At 60.9% G+C, this 16,602-nt stretch carries 14 protein-coding genes and 2 pseudogenes; 6 read left to right on the top strand and 10 right to left on the bottom strand.

The features are described 5' to 3' along the window. Window positions 1-656 precede the first annotated feature (656 nt). Complete coding sequence (locus ABD324_RS10115; protein WP_344414867.1) at window positions 657-2,387, top strand: tetratricopeptide repeat protein; 1,731 nt, start codon at window positions 657-659, stop codon at window positions 2,385-2,387. A gap of 4 nt (window positions 2,388-2,391) precedes the next feature. On the opposite strand, the gene ABD324_RS37165 is transcribed toward ABD324_RS10115, so the two are convergent. After that, window positions 2,392-3,015, bottom strand: a complete 624-nt coding sequence (locus ABD324_RS37165; protein WP_425565783.1) for a metallophosphoesterase — start codon at window positions 3,013-3,015, stop codon at window positions 2,392-2,394. Beyond that, window positions 3,012-3,818, bottom strand: a complete 807-nt coding sequence (locus tag ABD324_RS10120; RefSeq protein ID WP_344414869.1) for a nucleotidyltransferase domain-containing protein — start codon at window positions 3,816-3,818, stop codon at window positions 3,012-3,014. The genes ABD324_RS37165 and ABD324_RS10120 overlap by 4 nt, the downstream gene beginning before the upstream one ends. Window positions 3,819-4,521: 703 nt before the next feature. On the opposite strand from ABD324_RS10120, the gene ABD324_RS10125 reads away from it, so the two are divergent. Together ABD324_RS10125 and ABD324_RS37170 are read left to right on the top strand one after the other, a co-directional pair. Beyond that, complete coding sequence (locus ABD324_RS10125) at window positions 4,522-5,424, top strand: DUF4231 domain-containing protein (RefSeq protein WP_344414871.1); 903 nt, start codon at window positions 4,522-4,524, stop codon at window positions 5,422-5,424. 28 nt (window positions 5,425-5,452) lie between these two features. Beyond that, a complete protein-coding gene (locus ABD324_RS37170) occupies window positions 5,453-6,358 on the top strand; it encodes a toll/interleukin-1 receptor domain-containing protein (RefSeq protein WP_425565784.1) in 906 nt (301 codons plus the stop codon). Here ABD324_RS37170 and ABD324_RS10130 read toward each other — a convergent pair. From ABD324_RS10130 to ABD324_RS10150, 8 genes and pseudogenes are all read right to left on the bottom strand, one after another. Beyond that, entirely contained in the window at window positions 6,261-6,710 is a 450-nt protein-coding gene (locus ABD324_RS10130) for a hypothetical protein (RefSeq protein WP_344414873.1), read from the bottom strand. The two genes, ABD324_RS37170 and ABD324_RS10130, sit on opposite strands and share 98 nt — an antisense overlap. Before the next feature lie 33 nt (window positions 6,711-6,743). Then, complete coding sequence (locus ABD324_RS10135) at window positions 6,744-7,001, bottom strand: hypothetical protein (RefSeq protein WP_344414875.1); 258 nt, start codon at window positions 6,999-7,001, stop codon at window positions 6,744-6,746. Window positions 7,002-7,040: 39 nt separating this feature from the next. Beyond that, entirely contained in the window at window positions 7,041-7,742 is a 702-nt protein-coding gene (locus ABD324_RS10140) for a uridine kinase family protein (RefSeq protein ID WP_344414877.1), read from the bottom strand. Then, window positions 7,739-8,692 carry a radical SAM protein gene (locus ABD324_RS37175; protein WP_425565785.1) on the bottom strand — a complete coding sequence of 318 codons (954 nt, stop codon included), beginning with the start codon at window positions 8,690-8,692 and terminating at the stop codon, window positions 7,739-7,741. The genes ABD324_RS10140 and ABD324_RS37175 overlap by 4 nt, the downstream gene beginning before the upstream one ends. Before the next feature lie 5 nt (window positions 8,693-8,697). Next, the gene (locus tag ABD324_RS37180; protein WP_425565786.1) at window positions 8,698-9,639 is read right to left on the bottom strand and encodes a toll/interleukin-1 receptor domain-containing protein; all 942 of its coding nucleotides are present in this window, start codon (window positions 9,637-9,639) and stop codon (window positions 8,698-8,700) included. A 97-nt stretch (window positions 9,640-9,736) separates the two neighbouring features. Then, window positions 9,737-11,167, bottom strand: coding sequence for an FG-GAP-like repeat-containing protein (locus ABD324_RS10145; RefSeq protein WP_344414879.1), 1,431 nt, complete (start codon window positions 11,165-11,167; stop codon window positions 9,737-9,739). After that, window positions 11,070-11,609 (bottom strand): SpvB/TcaC N-terminal domain-containing protein, encoded by a 540-nt coding sequence (locus ABD324_RS37185; RefSeq protein ID WP_425565788.1) that lies wholly within the window; start codon window positions 11,607-11,609, stop codon window positions 11,070-11,072. Before ABD324_RS37185 ends, ABD324_RS10145 begins: the two co-directional genes overlap by 98 nt. 876 nt (window positions 11,610-12,485) lie before the next feature. Beyond that, window positions 12,486-12,668 (bottom strand): annotated as a pseudogene (locus ABD324_RS10150) (transposase); the annotation flags it as partial. A 1,595-nt stretch (window positions 12,669-14,263) separates the two neighbouring features. On the opposite strand from ABD324_RS10150, the gene ABD324_RS37190 reads away from it, so the two are divergent. The 3 genes and pseudogenes from ABD324_RS37190 to ABD324_RS10160 all read left to right on the top strand — a co-directional run bounded on the left by ABD324_RS37190 (window position 14,264) and on the right by ABD324_RS10160 (window position 16,391). Next, window positions 14,264-14,725, top strand: coding sequence for a NucA/NucB deoxyribonuclease domain-containing protein (locus tag ABD324_RS37190; protein WP_425565789.1), 462 nt, complete (start codon window positions 14,264-14,266; stop codon window positions 14,723-14,725). A gap of 17 nt (window positions 14,726-14,742) precedes the next feature. Continuing rightward, entirely contained in the window at window positions 14,743-15,000 is a 258-nt protein-coding gene (locus tag ABD324_RS10155; protein ID WP_344414882.1) for a hypothetical protein, read from the top strand. Window positions 15,001-15,268: 268 nt separating this feature from the next. Further along, window positions 15,269-16,391, top strand: a pseudogene (locus tag ABD324_RS10160) (IS3 family transposase). Window positions 16,392-16,602 lie beyond the last annotated feature (211 nt).

The following is a 16,602-nucleotide window of genomic DNA, read 5'->3' on the forward strand; positions in this document are numbered from 1 at the left end:
CCGGCGATGCCAGTGCTGGCTCATTGCGAGCCACTGAGCTGCGCCGATGCCCATCATGCCTGTCACGAACGTGTGGACGGCAATTCTCGTCATGCGTAGCTCGGCGCTGGCTCGGAGTGGAGTGGCCCGTGCAATCGGTGGGCGTGTAGCCGATAACCCGGCTTACGACAGTCCGGCGGGTGCTACGTGGAGCCGAGGTACCTCTTTGCCAATTCGGGGATCGCAACGGCTGTCAGCCGCTGACGAGAGATCGGAATGCTGTTGCAGTAATAGCTGCAGGATCTCGACGAGCTGGTCGGGTAGACCTCCCAAGCGTGTCCGTCGCTGTCGCCCCATTCGCTATTGCCTAGATTTAACTCAGTCAGCATCGAAATCAAAGAACAGAATACGCAGCTGCTGCTCGGAGCTCAGTACTATCGGAAACCAGATATACCTTGTTCTCGAGGACGTCTAGGTGGAGTTGGTTAGCGACTCTGAGAACTCAATCTCACGGGAACACACCATGCGGATGGCTTGTCTCGAGGTCGCTATCCCTGAGTGTGCAGTAGCTACTAGATGGTCGATGGGGGCTGGGTGGATGTCGTCTGTAGGGCCTGGAGTGGCAGCCTTCCTAGGCGATACTTTGAAGTCTTGAGATCCTTCGCTAGGCTGTGCGCGTGCCAAGTGAAATTTATGCCTACCGAGTCTTCATCGCATCGCCTGGAGGCCTGGACCAGGAACGGGCTATTGTTCGCGAGCAGATATCCCTGTTCAATGAGTCTCGGATGCTCGATTTTGGATGCGTCTTCTCTTCTTACGGTTGGGAGGGTGTCCCCGGAGGTATGAGGCGGCCTCAGGCAGCAATCAACGAGGAAATCGAACAGTGCGACTACATGATTCTCATGCTGGGTAGTCGGTGGGGATCGAATCCTGCGGGCGACGGGATATATACGTCGGGAACGGAGGAGGAGTTCCATATTGCTCAAGATTGCCTCTCGAAGCCAGATCATCCGATGGCGGATACGCTGGTTCTCTTTAAGGGGGTCTCGGATGAGCAGCTCCGAGACCCCGGCGACCAGCTAAAGAAGGTGCTTGAGTTCCGCCAGAAACTCGACGACGAACGCAAGCTGTTCTATAAGTCATTCGATGATGTTGACGGCCTTCGTAAAGAGGTAACGATCAGGTTGGAACGCTGGGCCCTGGATCAAAGAGGTGCGGGGGTCCCTCGGCTTTCGAGGGGCATGCAGTCGATCAGGCCTACCGAGGTCGAGAGCGAGGCCACACTTCAGGACGTCAAAGAGGAGTGTATCGCAGAGGATTCGATAGAGATCGCCGAGAAGTATGCATCGCAAGGCTTGACAGTGCAGGCAGATGCTGCATTCGTGAGAGCGACGGCAGACGGGGATACTCAGAATCTCGAGCGATATGCACGGTTCCTCCGGCGAACCGGTAGGCTATCAAAGTCGCTAGAGGTAAATCAGCAAGTTCTGGATAAGCTGTCGGGTGCGACGCCGGAGGAAGTCTCGCCACAAGTTCGGGCGCGAACATTATGCAACATAGGCATAATTCAGCGAAAGACGGGCGACCTAAATAGCTCACGGGCATCCCTTCGGGAAGCTGTTGAGACAGCACGGTCAGCTGGCCCTGAATTGTTGGGGACGCTCGCCTACGCACTCGACAATCTCAGCATCACGGTCGGACGCCATGGCGACGATAAGGAGGCTGCGAAGCACCTGGAAGAGGCCCTAGCAGTCCGAGAGCGAGCGGGGGACTCAGTCCAGGCCGCTAATACGTTGACAAACCTCGCCCGGCTCTATAGGCGGACAGGTCAGCTTGATTCTGCAAAAGAGTCGTGCGAGAGTGCGATCGCTCACTTAAGCGGTGGAAGCGACAAGGCAGCACTGGCTTCAGCGCACGCTGCGATGGGCGAGATTCTCGAAGCTGAGGGGGACTTGAACGGTGCCCAGGCGTCTTTCTCCACTGGGTTGTCGATAAACGAGTCGCTCGGGATGCCCGATCTGGTGGCATTGAGCCTTACGCAGGTCTCAAGAGTGTTGATCGAACTTGGAGACCTGGCAGCGGCCGAACGGAACGCGCAGCGGTCATTCGATGAGAATGATCGGGCATCAAATCATGAAGGCCTAACTGCTTCACGGCACTTGCTTGGTAGGATCTACCTTAAGACAGACCGCTATGATCTGGCAACCGGAATGCTGGAGAAGGCGGCAGACGACTATGCGACGATGCGGAATCCGACCGGCGAGGCTTGGGCAAGGCTACATCTGTCGCAGGCGCAGATGAAGAATGGCAACGAAGGAGTGGCCAGCGAGGCACTGGCACGTGCGAAGTTCCTGGCCAGTGGGCTCACCAATAGTTCCCTCAGGGCGCAGGTAGGACTGGACCAGTAGCCGACTAACCAGTGACTAGATTGCCAAGATCACTGACTTGTATAACGCGGAGCGAGGGCCACAGGAGGCAACTCAGTCGGCCACCCGGGATGGTCGAGCATCCAGTGTCGATCGCAGCATGACCCCTCGATATCTGAGGGTAGCGATTCTGTCGAACAGTGTGGCCAAAAACGTGGAAATCGTCACGACGTAGTTCTATTGGTTTATCGCCGTGCGATACAACAAGCTTGCCGTAGCGATACATTGGTGCAAGACTGCAGAGTAAATCTCGATGCGTAATCGGTACCGCTGAGCGGAGCTGTGCTGCAAGGTCGCCGTGACCAGGTCGGCCCACGTAGGATGTCAGAGTTGTGGTGCCCCCCATTGCGAGGAATTTTCCTATAGGGGTACCGCTTAGAACTTGACTGAGCTCCTCGTCGTGGTTCCCGCGGAGGAGTGTCGTGTTTGGCCGTCTACGTCTCAACTCGATGAGTTCCTCAAGTACGCCATTTGAGTCCGGGCCTCGGTTGATGTAGTCTCCGACAAAGACGAATTGTTTAGGCTGGCTGTCTTCTGAAGCCCTCAGTATTGCCCGCAGTGCGGCGAGGTTCCCGTGGACATCGCCAACTACTGCAATCTCGGTACTCAAAGCAGTACCTTCGGTAGATCCGAATAATCGAATCCGTCAGTATTCTCGTCTTCGGCCCGCAATGCTAGCGCAGATATAAGGCGGTCTGAATCCCACATCGCGACCGCGAGGTGCTGTAGAGAGGAATGCTGATTCCTGGGGAGTGCACCGGCTTCTTTCGTCAAACGTAGCACTAGTTCCTCGAGTAGCTCCATGGACGGGGGGCCGGTAATCTCAGGGTTTGATGCAAGGATTGTTGCGAGCGCCGGATCTCTAAATCGGGATGCCAGTTCTCTTACCGAGAAGCAAGGCTTTCCAGCTTTCATGGAACGGGCGTACACGGCGGTGCGTAGCAGGTAGCGCGCAAGTCTTGTTAGGCCAGGTAGGTGCGCTTGCCGCTCTTCGATGGGTTGATTCAATACGACGCTGTATGCGTGAACGGTTTCTATTAGAGTATCCGGATCCGCGGGGTTAAGGGATTCAACAATTTCACGGAGGCGGCCAGTCGGATCAAGGATTACTCTGCCATCGCGCTGAATGTGTGTGCCATAGAGTGTGCGGGACGCACTTTCCAGCTGCACGGGTGTGTAAGAACTGATTGACACGTTGCCAACCGAGAAGGTCGGCATTCCTAAGAAAGACAGTCTGAGTATGTCGAAGTCTGATGTCGGGAGGTAGTCTCCTCGAGCGCGACTTCCATAGAGGAGTAGTCCAGACGTATTTCTGGAGATCTTATCGACAATCTCAGTGATGTCGCTGAGCGCCACCCCGATACTTTCGAGCGCCTCACGAATCTGACCTGAGGAGGCGCACCTGCTGTCCATGGCCTGTATTCTACAGCAGTCTCGCCCTGCGAGACGCCGCCCGGCGACGCGGCCAGACGCTTCCTCAGAACGCGAGCGTTTCGTGCCGATCTCCGTGTGGGAGAACCAGGGCGGCGCGATAAGCGAGTATAGACCGGGTGGTCACGAAGCTGTCTACCGCGACGTGTGCGATCGTTTTGTCGTAGGCCTTGCTCGTATCCAGTTACCGCTGAAACCAGTCGGGATTTTGTTTGCTAGGCGAGGCGTTGGTGGGCCCGGCAGGCTAGAGAAATCGCGCTCGTTGCACTGAGAAAGATCGGCCATCGTCGATGCATAAGAAGCAACCTGCGTAGACGAACAGCTCCTTCAGGACTCGCTGCTACTGGCAGTAGACGCGGGCTGTCGACTACTCGACCGTTCCACACCGACCTAGTCGGTAAGGGCTTGGCGCGGTGCCAGTGGCGGGTGATGCGGTCAGCGGCGATCCCGACGGCTGGCGTGAGATCGCGGATGGCGAGCGCGCCGCGTACGCAGCGGCAGCACCAGAACCCGGCCATGCGGCCCCTACTTCCTGGCGTGTCCCAGCCGGCGTCCTGGAGGATCGACCCGCATCACCGGGCACCTGGGCCGCCCTCGGCCCGATCAACTAACCAGCACTCCGAGCCGGCGGGGGAACCTTACGCTAACGCCAACTAAGGTCGAACACTCCAACAAGGAGGGCGGGATGACCACAACAGGACCGGCTGTCACCCTGGCCGATGGCCAGCTCTCGGCCATCTACCTGGCAGCAGACAAGGTCTCTGGCGCAGGCCAGCGGCGCACGAAGAACCTGGTGCGCACTGAGCTCATTGCGCTTATTGTGGCTAGCGCTGCCGGTGTAACGACCCTGCGTGTGGGCGAGTACGACATCCTGGCCGTCGTCTCGGCCCTGGCGTTCATCGTCGCCATGTCCGCGACGGTCACCCGGGCGCTCTCGAAGCCTGAGGAAGACTGGTACGAGGGACGCGCCGCGGCGGAGTCAGCACGGACGCTCGCCTGGAAGTTCGCGATGGGCTCGAACCCCTTTGCCGCCAACGGTGACGAGCCGGCGGTCGCCGTCCACCTCCTGCGGCGTCTGCGCAAGGTCGTCGCGCAGCTCCCCGACTCAAAGCTCGACCCGCCGACCAGGGAAGACGAAGAGCTCACCGCTGCAATGAAGCAGCTCCGTGCTGCCGACCTAGCCACCCAGCGCGCCGTCTACAAGCGGGACCGCATTGAGAACCAGCTCAGCTGGTACGAGCGCAGGAGCGGTGAACATAAAAAGTCGGCTAAGTCTTGGCTTGGTACGGCAATGGTCTTCAGCGCCTTGGGCATCCTGGCCGCTGGCTTCAAGTTCTTCTCTATTGAGGTCGACCTGCTCGGAGTATTCGCTGCGTTCGCCTCGTCCGCTATTGCATGGAACCAGCTCAACCAACACCGGAACCAGGCGACTGCTTACGCTGTGACTGCGCGCGAGCTAATCATCATCCGTGATACCATCGACCAGGTGTCAGACCATGATTGGCCGCAGTTCGTGGCTGAATCCGAAGAAGCCATCTCACGGGAGCACACGATGTGGCTAGCGCGTCACGGTCATCTAGCAGGGTGAGAAGCGCGGCATTGCAGGACATCGCTAAATGAGCCAGGAACGCCCAGCTGGCTCGGACGGGCCCGTCCGGATCTTCCTAAGCTACCGGCGTGAGGACACTCAGCACGCGGCTGCTCGGCTGGGCGATCGCCTGCGTGCCACGTTTGGTGCGGACTCCGTCTTCATGGACGTAGAGAGCATCGAACCGGGGCTGGACTTCGTCGACGTTGTCCAGAGCGCCCTCGCATCGAGCACCGTGTGTCTTGCCATGATCGGTACGCGATGGGATGGCACTAGAGTCGACGACACCCGCCGTATAGACGATGAAGACGACCTCGTGCGCATCGAGGTGAACCAGGCGCTGGCGTCCGGCTTACGAGTTATCCCTGTCCTGCTCGATGGTGCACGCATGCCTCGCGCTAGCACCCTCCCACAGAACATCCGCTCGCTGAGCCGTCGCAACGGCATGACGCTGGATCACGTCTCTTTCCCCAAGGACTCTGAGTCGATCGTCACCGCTATCAGGAAGGCGAGTAGTAAAGCCCCCGCTGTACCGAAAGCCTCTGACCTGATATTCGAGAATGCCGCACTGGCCGCGAAGCGGGCTGGGGCACCTGGGTCCAGCTACCTGCCTTTGCACCCGCGCCGCTCGAGCCTGAGTCAACGCAGAGGCCAGGGGCCGATCTTCCTGTCCGTGTGCCGAAGGCCCGCAGACGCCCGGGCAGCTATCCGGCCACTCACGGGGCGGACAAGGTTGAGCGAGACGCGGACGCGATCAAAAGAAGGCTCAGTAGCTACCAACAGGGCGTCCGGCAAGGCAGAGAGAAGCAAAAGAACGACTAAACCGGGTCACGGGTCTACCAGCGATCGCTACGGGCTGCGTCGAGCTGCCCCACATACTTGTCCACAGAGTTCTCAGCACGCTGGTATGATCTACCAAAGAGTCCAGCCTTAACGAGAGGCCACTCCTCCTCGGCTCTAACCATCTCACTCATAATCTGGCGTTCGAGCCGCTTGCTGGTGTCTTCCCACGGCCGGCCGCTACGGTAGACAAATAACCCGGAGAAGGCGCCCGCTTGGTGCACCGTCTCCGGCGCGTGAATGGCGGCGTCGGTTGCGATCATGCGGAGGTATACCTCGGTGCGGTCAAACGCTCGCTGGAGGTCTTCCTGGTCTGCTGAAAAGATCTCCCGGAAAGACTGCTCCAAGCACAGGGCTAGGTACTCAGATGCAGGCGCGTTGCGTCGTGCCGTGTTGGTAAAGAGCTCCTGTCCACGGTCGATCCTGCCGAAGTTCCGGCAGGCCAAGGCTGCGTTCGTCGGTTCCTTGTTGAAGGGTCGCTAGGGGTGGGCATCGTCGACCATGTTTCGGCGTTCCCGGTAGTCCTCGGCGACCGCGTCTATGGTCACGACCCGGAAGTTGTCCCACCGCCGACGGAAGACCGCACCCAGGCTCGCTGCATAGACAGCCATGCAGCTAGGCATAGTGCGAAGGGCAATGAGGTCCGTGTTGCCGCCGAGGGCCACGCCGCCGAACCTACTGAGCTTCTCCAGCGCCTCACGCCACAGATGCTCGTGGCGCTCCTCGCCGTATTGCATCACTCTGGACGGTCGGAGACCGCGAAGATGATAACGGAGCTATCGCACATCGGCAAGGTGTAAATCGGAGTCAAAGCGCATCGCTAGCCGCCTTCTCGGCAGCTTGGAACGTTCATATTTCAGGTAGGATTCTTGAGTCCTGCGGATCTCCTCTTCTGTCTCTTGCCTCGATCTGAATGATCCCGATCCAGTCTGCCTGAACTGCTCGTCTCTGTGTCGCCGAGATGAAGCGATTGTGTCCCAAGGCGCCTCCAGTAAGATAACAAGATCGAAGTCTATCGCCCTAGCTGCTTGCACGGAGTCTAGAAAGAGGCCTTCAACAAGCAGTATTTCTACCGGTTCGAGGTGGCGGTCGATACCTCGCCAGCCAAGCCCTCGATCGTAGGTATCGAAGTCTACCGAGCACCCAGCGCGGAGTGCCGCAATGAGGCGACTAAGCGCATCAAAATCGAAGTCTTCAGGTGTGAGTGGTGTGTCTTGACCTTCGCGATAATGTGTTTCTCCGCGGAGCTCTGGGCGAAGAAAATGGTCCGCACCGACAACCTCGACTGTTAAGCCTCTGCGCAGCACCTCTTCGCGGATGGCTTGAGAGAATGTCGATTTGCCAACTGAACTGGGCCCCGTGACGCCGACGACCTGGCCCCGAGCTAGATCGACTAGTCCGGACGCGATTCTCGAAGCGACCGATACCAAGGGGGGATGGCCAGCTTTGGCGAGCTGTCGAACGATTTCGTTGCTCATGTGCGGGCATCCTCACGCGTGTACCATCTCCAAGCCTCAAACACTCTACATGAGTGTACCTCGGTAACGTAACGCCGTAGCACCCGTTCGTGGCTGGCTCGGAAGGCGCGGTCGAGTGATTCGCCTACCTTTCCGATCTGCCACTCTTGCGAGACGCGGTGACAGCAGGGCGTGAGGGAACCGTCAGGCATTGCCCCGATAGTAAAGGCCGCGACGGTTACCGGTAGCGCGGGCATGGATCGATATTCAGCGGGATGTGCCGGGACCCTTGAAAGGAAGTTGACGCTGTTCGTCTTCGACGGCAAGTCGTGGAGAGTGGGCAGAGCTGGCGTTTGCGAAGGAAAGTTGTCCTCCAAGACCGGTTTGATAAGGACAGCCCGAGCTCCGTGACCCTTTGCGACTCGGATAAGGTCCGGAATCTCATCGATGCTTTCGTGAGTTGCAACCATCGAGAGGTCGACTTCCCGTCCTAGATGAGCCAGGCGTTCGACTGACTTAAGAATTCGACCGAATGTTCTAGAGTGCACTCCGTGGATCTTGGCGTACGTGTCCGCCGTGCCTGCATCGATACTGATGCGAACTCGATCGAATGCGACCCGAATCTCTTCGAAGTAGTGTCCAATTAGTGAACCGTTCGTGTAGAGCGACCGTCGAGCCCATTGCTTGCTGGACAACAGTCCGCACAAGCCACTGAAGTTGCGATGGAGCATCGGCTCACCGCCACCCGATACGAGAAACTCTTCCGGGCTGAGCCGCGGCATTGATCCCAGTGTTAGCCGCAATCCCTCGACGTCAATCTCAGTCGGTCCTCTTTCAAACCAGCACCATTTGCATTTATGATTACATTTGTCGGTCGCATGAATAAGAACGCAACTAGGTGACAGTACTTCGGGATTCGACAGTCGCTCCCTAATTAAGGAAGAGTCTTTTGCATAGTCATCGGGATGCATGGAGGTTACCGGTCTGACCCGATCAAATTCTGACGGATGGTGTTGGAGGAGTAGTACACAAGTTGGGTGACCTGTTCACTCGTCTGTGTCCGGTACGCGTATAGGCTGAGTGTTTCTTGGAGTTTAGCAAGTGTGCTTTCTAGTAAGGGAGTGAACTGACTCAGAGCATTAGCGCAGCATGCTCTGACAAATATGCTCTCGTCTTCTAGGCCTTGCGCCAAGAACTCCTCACTGCAGGCGCGTTCTGTTGGGGATATGTGAATGTACCCAAGGCAGTAGTACGCTTCACCACGGATCCTGTCGTCGGCGTCGCCGGTGAGACGCTTCATTACTGCGAGAAAGTCTAGACGAAACTGCCAAGAAGAACCTTGAATGGCTGTATGTGCCAGCCGCCGTGTGCTTCTTTCGCCGGATAGGGCATCGGCAATTACGTCTGACAAGGCGTTCACTGATGAAGTGATCGTAATCTCGACGCAGACGCTTGACGCTAGTGCTCTAAGCTCCGATTGTGAGCGCACTGTCGGCTCGGATATCGTGAATGAAGCCTCAAGCTTCTCCAATGCGGGTAGAAGCTTGCTCTTCAGTTCTGGAACCGTGCAGCAGCTAAGTTGGCGAAGCGGGCCTGGGAGGTCAGTCGGACTGACCCCATTAATGAGCGGGTAGATCTTGAGGCCGCCGATCCAGGCGCCCCCGATCTCCATCAATACCCAAGCGCTGGCAAGCGACGCAGGTGTAATCAAGACGACATATGCGTCAGATGAGTTCAGTATTGCGCGAATATCGGACTCGAAAGAATCTCCTGCTAGAAGCTGCTCGGAGTCCTGCCAAACTGTGAAGCCTGCCTTCTCAATCTCTATGCGAACTGCCTCGGCTAGTACTTTGTCTGTATGTGCGTAGCTAAGAAATATTCCAGGCCTTCGCAATCTCGCCTCCGAGAACTGCCGCACATTGGATACACGTAGTGCTGTTTCAGCTTCGAGGTGAGCTTACGCGACTCTCTGGGTTGCATACCAGCTTCAGGTCGGTTCGTCGCCCTGTGATGTGTCAACAGCCGTAGGAGTCGCCGCTGGTGACGACGACCTTGACGGAGCTGATGACGTCGGCGAGTCCGTCGCCGTTGACGTCTCCCAGCATCAACTGTGGATTCAGGAACCAGTTGCCCCAGTTCTCTTCCCGCAGCCAGTCCGTGTGGAGGGGTGGGTCGAAGGCGCCCCGCCCGGCGCTGGTCATGGTCGCGATGTCGTTACCGATGACGTTCCCGCCGAAAGACCCGCTCAACCCGACCATCACGGCGTCGGCCAGCCCGACGCCGTCGACGTCACCCAGCATCAACGGACCGGGGAAGGTCGCTCCGGGAAACCTGATCCGGGCACTGCGCGTGGTCTGTGTGGTGTCGTCTAGGGCGGACGGACCGAGGCTGTAGCTGGCGAGTTCGAACTCCTGATCCTGAGCCAGGGGGTCCTCGAGCAGCGGGAGCGCGCACACCACGGAGATGCGTCGCGTGCCCTGGATGTCCCCGACCGCGCAGTCGGTCTCGCCCGCTCGATAGGTCAGGGCGGTGCCCACCGCGCGCCCGGCGGACTCGAAGGACCCGTCCCCCCGGTTGCGATAGACGACGACATGTTGGGACTTCCTCGCCGTCCCCTGCGCCGGGGAGGTGGCGACGAAGGTGAGGTCGTCCGCCCCGTCCCCGTCGAGGTCGGCGAGCCACCAGCGGTTCTTGCGCAGGCACAGAGGTCCGTAGGGGTGAACGCGCGAGTCGAGGGAAGCGCGGAAGGTCGTCGGTCCGCCCGCTCGGACAGCGATGACCACTCCTACGGCGCAGTCTCCGACGGCCCGAAGCAGGGCCGTGCCGGTGCCGCCGCCGTTGATCAGCGTGCCTGTCCGGAACTCACCCGAGTAGTCCTGCAGGCCGACAGCGCTACGTGAACCCGTCGGTCCTTTCGCTGGAGTCGGGGGCCGGGTAAGGCCACCGGTCACCGCACCGTTTGTGTCCGACCTCAACGGCGCGGAGCTTTCCGACGCCGTCCGGAAGGTCTGAGCAGGAAGTGCCGTACCCGTGACCTGACCCAGCAGATTCAGGTGCGCGTCGGCGCCGTCCGCCTGCACCTGGGTCAGGACGGAACGCCCGTTGGCCGGGCTCTCCTGGTACTGCAACGTGTACGCCCGGATGAGCTGGTCTCTCGAGTACACCCCGATCGCGGCGAGCCGGTCCTTCAGCACCGCGTCCGTACCTGGGACCAAGATGTCGACATCGTCCGGTCGGGTGTCGGAGAGAAACCGGACCCGGGTGCCGTTGTAGGCGATCTCCTCGAGGGTCGGGACGCCCCCCTGCCGTGGTGCGCTCCACTCGTATGTGACTTCATGGCCGGCAAGATCACGTGTCCGAGCCGTGGAGTACCGCACCGCGCCACGAGGGCTGCGCAGTACGGGGACGAGGTCGGCGCGCAGCCCGTCGGAGTCGGTGATGCCCACAGAGGTCGACGGCGAGATCGCCCGGCGACGTGGTGCGGCAGATGAGCTGCCCGGACTCCTCGCCGGTCGTGAAGTATTGGTGAACACCGCTGGACGCGGCCGAACAGCCAACCGGTGGAGCGGAGCCTACCGGCGTGGGTTCCGGTGGTGGGATCGTGCATCCGGCTTCGAAGTGGTCCGGACGTTCCGCAGGGCGGTTGCAGGGGCGGAGGTCCCGGCCGTCGAGCTGGAAGACGTCATTGTCGGCGAGATTCGGGACGCCGTGGTCCTTCGAGAGCCGAAGAATCGTCGACGGTCCCGAGACCCTCCAGCCGACGCCGCGCCAGTCGTTGCCCTGCGCCGAGTTGTACTGCAGCTCGATGCCCGGCTGGTGGCCGTGGAATGGCGGAATGATGATCGGTACCGAGGTCGTGAAGGCGCCGGAGCTGTTTCCCGCGTTCATCGTCGCCAGGGCGCCGCTCCTGGTAATGGCACCTTCGGGTGGCGCGGCCGGCCCCCCTGACGCCGGAGGGGGCGGGACCGCGGCCGGCGGAGATGCGTGCGCAGCTTCTCCGGCGACGGCCTGTGTCGCGCACAGCGCAAGGACAACCAGAAGAATCGTCCACACGCGGCACGCTGACACCGTGGTCACTCCCGGCCTTTCGTGACGCGAGGACGCACCGCTCCATCAGCCGGCGCTCGGACGAACTGATCCCGTCCGGCGTGGCCCGAGCCGCTCCTACGCCGGCCGATGATTGCCGTGGCGCATTTCCGCGGCCCACTCACAGCCCACGGCGTCGACCATCCAATGATCTTGACCGCAGTGACAAGCGGCCAGACGGACGAATTCGCTCCGGGGCGTACGCAATTCTGCGTATGAGCCTGCCCCTATCGGAGAATCCAATTGTCCGGCGCACCACGCACGGCGGCTCTGATCATCTTGGCGTGGGTACGCGCCTCCTGTCAGGCCTGACTCGGGACAGCGGGGCGGGAGTCGAGCTCGGGTGGTGTGCTGACCTGGTCGTTGTCGGGGTGAGCGGCGGGGATCCGGTCGGGTGAGTAGGTGGCCTCTCGGCGGTGAGCTCGTGGTTCGTGCGTCGGGTGCGGACGGCCTCGGGCGCGGTCGCGGTCCAGCTGGTGGCGAAGGACCGCGGCGAGGTCGTGGAAATCGAGCACGTCGGCTCGGCCCAGCGACCAGTGGAGACGTGGTCGAGGCAGGTGACCGGGGCGAGGACGAGCGTGGCGAGGAGGCGGCGGATCTCGTTGCCGACAACCGGATCAGCGTGCGCCGACCCGCGCAGGATCCCCCCTTTTCGACCTCGCGGCCATGTTCGGGTGCGCGGGTGACGGCGAGGTAGGCGGCGGCGAGCATCGCGAGGGTGATGTGGGCGTGCCAGGCCCGCCAGGAGCGGACTTGGTAGTGGTCGAGCCCGGCCTCGTTCTTCGCGGTCTGGAAGCACTCCTCGATCGCCCAGCGCGCGCCAGCGACCCGGACCAGGTCGCGCAGCGTGGTGTCCGCGGGCGCGACGGTCTGGCGATCTAGTCAATTGCCCATCTACCAGGAGCTTCACTCATTCCGGTGCCGCCACGCCGCAGAGTGCCGAGCCCGTACCTCGCCAGGTTGGAAAGGGCTCAATGCTCCGCCGTGCATGCCAGACGCAACAACCTCAGCGACAAACACGCCGCGATCGACCGGCGCCGATGGGCCAATCGGATCACTAGAAGCCTAAGCCCGCCAACCACTCTCTCTGGCTGGCGTGATGCCGAGCGGGAAATCACGGGGAGTGACAGCTCACTCTCTGCAATCACCCCCTCAGGCGCATAGTGTTGACCGCCCCAACAGTTAGCTATGCCATCCGGCCGAGCAGCTGCCCGCGCGCGTCTGAATCCACCACTTGAGACTTGAGCCATTCGGGCAATAAGTACTTGCCAGGTGACACAGATGTAACATTCCGACCACCTGCCCGCGATGGAGAAGGCCTCGAACTCGCCGCCTACTCAGCGCCATTGAGTGATCTTGAACACTCCTTGACCAGTTCGTGGTAATACAATTACGGTTGGCCAGCCGTTGTGATCCGCAACGGCCGAAGTAGGGCTATCGCGGCTCTTACCCTGCGAATCCACATAGTCGGTCCTGGCGCCTTCATGCTCCTTGCGGGGTTCCCTGGCATTCGGGGTGTCAGGCCGAGACTGCATGTCCTTCCACTTGAACGGAGTGCAATGTTCGGTGCTCGAAAAGCGATAACCGCAGTGGTGGCCCTTACCACCTTGGCGCTAGTGTTCGCGCCGAGTGCGGCGCAAGGAGCAGAATCTGCCGCGACTCAGGTGGCTTCGGCCTCGGACGCGGACACCACCTCCCGGTGGACCCGCAGTCCCTGCGCCTGGCGGGAATTCCATCTCCTCGGCCCGCCTCGGCAAGGACGGCTTAGGGGGCGACGCTTCCTGCGACGCCGTCAAGAAGAACCTAGCCGCCCTTACAAGCAAGGGACAAAAATCGATCGTATGCGAAGCCTGGGTAAAGAATGGACTGAGCGCAAAAGGCAAGGCGGCCCGGGACGCCTCGCGGACCGCTGCGAAGTCCGGTGCATCCACTCAATCTTACGAGCCGCCACCGGACTGGTGCAATAGTGGCTGGCAGTGGAGCCGAACCCAGGAATGCCTCGATCAGGAGGTGGGTCTGGACGTTATCAATTCCCAAGGGGTTCGGACTGGCTGGCTAGAGTTCTGGCGGACCTTCTTCGTGTACGCCAACGGCAACCAAACTAACTGGAGCTACCAGGTAGACCTTGGGTTGATCGGCGCCTACGCTACCGGGTACGGAACCCAAGTAACGGGGGTGGCGTATTGCGCCGCTCCGAATCCCGGCATGCCGGTGTCCCCTTGTACGGGGATCGGCGCAAACACATTCGGACCGAGCGCCCCGTTGAACCCGAACTTCCCTGCACGCGGGGAGTCATCTTTCGCGGCCAACTCCATCGCTTCAGGAGCATTCGGGTTCACCAAGAATGTTTGGAACCTGACGCTTACGAACCCGGCTTGGGACAATCAACTCTACACCTCCGCCACGCCGCCAGGGCCGCTCCGCTGTGACAACGCGCTTCCCGGACGTTCGGCAGGGTGTGTCTTTGGTGGGTTTACGCCTGCCATCATTTACCCGGTCAACGGCCTTCGACCCGAGTTTGCTGCGCATGTCAAGGCTGCACAGGTATCTGGCCTCGCAGGAGCGTACCCGAACGGCGCCCGCTTACACGGCTAACCGATCAGACTCTTCGCCAGAAGAATGGCGACACCGCCTGTAAGGGCAACTACACCCGTCCGCCCGGCGAGCAGTGCGACGAATACCCGTTTCGGTCGACCTACCAGGGCGCATTCACGGGCGGAGGTAGTCCACGTACTCACACGAACATCCCCGGCGTGAACTGCGACCTCCCGCAGATTCCTACCGCCACTGGTCCTACGGGGTACAGTATCTGTATGATCAATGGATCCCAGAACACCGGCGCGGGGAGCGACCTGGCGACGTTCTACAACAATAACAGGGTCATCGATGCGGACCCGTTCCGCGTGTGGATCCAGTAGGCGAAAGGAGGACCCGAATGACGGAGCCGTTGACTGAAACCGGAATGGTGCCCGCCGACTATCACGCGTTCTGGCTAGTTGACCGCTCGTCGCCGGCAGGCATCGGCGAAGGCGTGATTCCGGCAAACGGCCTAGTCGAGCAGTCCGTCCCTGGCGCTGTAGTAGTCCAGACAGGAGTCGCATCCGGCGAAGTCTCTGTGACAGTCGAGGTTAGAGACGCCGCCCCAGCCTCCCCTGACGTAGGCGACTGGGACGAGGTGGCAGAGTTTCAGTAGAGGTTCCGGGCGACCATCTGCTCGTAACCAGCCTCTTCGGCTTCCTCACAAAGGAGCTTGCCAATCTTGCTCCAGCGGGACCGGGCTGGTACCGCCTTCGCGTCCATGCGCGAGGTAGGGACGAGGCTACGGACCTCGCCCGTTCAGGAACGGAGGTATATCAGATCGCTATCTGGGCTGCTCCAGAATCTACTCCTGAGGTTTTCAAGGCGACTGATCAGTACGGAGCCTCGGTGCGTCGAGCCGCCACAGCAAATTAGGCTAAGCGCTGCAGACTGAACTCTCGTCCATCGACGGCGCTCGTGCAGGCAGGCCTGCACGAGCGCCGTCTGATCTTCAGAGTTCGGATGCAACGAGCGCGAGGCCATGGCCGGCAGGCCGCGCACCGCCGGCCAAGCCCGGCGAGAGCGACCTCGAGGCAGAGAACCGCGAGCTGCGGAAGCGGGCCAAGCAGCTCGAGCAGGAGAACGAGATCCTGCGCCGCGCCACCGCCTACTTCGCCCGCGACGTGCTCCCAAAATGATGTACCCGCTGGTCCTCGACCTCGCCGCCGACAAGATCCCCGTCACGGTGACCTGCCAGGTGCTGGGCTTCTCGAAGCAGGCCTTCTACAAATGGCGGGCCAAGCCCGTCTCCGACCGCGACTACGACGACGCCCACCTGATCAACGCCGCCATCGACGTCCACCACGACGACCCCGAGTTCGGCTACCGCTTCATCACCGACGAACTCAGCGGCAAGGGCTGGAAGGCGTCGCGCAACCGCGTGAACCGACTCTGCACGATGCAGAAGCTCTGGTCGGTCCACGCCCGCAAACGCGGCACACAGCGCCGGCCAGGACCTCCGGTCCACGACGACCTCGTGGGCCGCGAGTTCACCGCGCAGGCACCGAACCTGTTGTGGTTCACCGACATCACCGAGCACCCCACCGGAGAGGGCAAGCTCTACCTCTGCGCGGTCAAGGACGCCTGCTCGAAGCGGATCGTGGGCTACTCCATCGACGCCCGCAATGACCTCACAGCTCGCCGTGGACGCGCTGCGCAACGCCATCACCCTCCGCGCCCCGGACTCAACGGCGATCGTGCACTCCGACAGAGGCAGCCAGTTCCGATCACACACCTACCAGCGGGTTCTCCGCGAAGCGCAGCTCCGCGGGTCCATGGGCCGCGTCGGAAAACGCGCGGACAACGCCGCCATGGAGTCGTTCTTCAGCCTGCTGCAGAAGAACGTGCTCAACCGGTCGACGATGGGCCACTCGGGCCGAGCTCCGCTCGGCGGTGGTGTCCTGGATCGAGGCCACCTACCACCGCCGACGACGCCAAGACACCCTCGGAAGGCTCACCCCCGTCGAGTTCGAGACACTCCTACAGCCAGCCGCTCACGCGGCCTGACCACCTACCCGACAAGGGGTCAATTGGACCCTGGGCAGACCCGAGCGACCACCGGACTGATCAACCGCTGTTGCAGTACTAGCGCGCCCGGCGGTTCGGCACGCGCCACGTGTCGCGGGCCTGTGGCACCTTGCCGTGGGATCAAACATGGTGCGAATTGGAGGCAAGATCTCCATCTCAGACTGCCAGTCCAGTGGTTCCGACAAACGAA

It is taken from the genome of Pseudonocardia ailaonensis (assembly GCF_039531635.1).
Taxonomy (GTDB): Bacteria; Actinomycetota; Actinomycetes; order Mycobacteriales; family Pseudonocardiaceae; genus Pseudonocardia; species Pseudonocardia ailaonensis.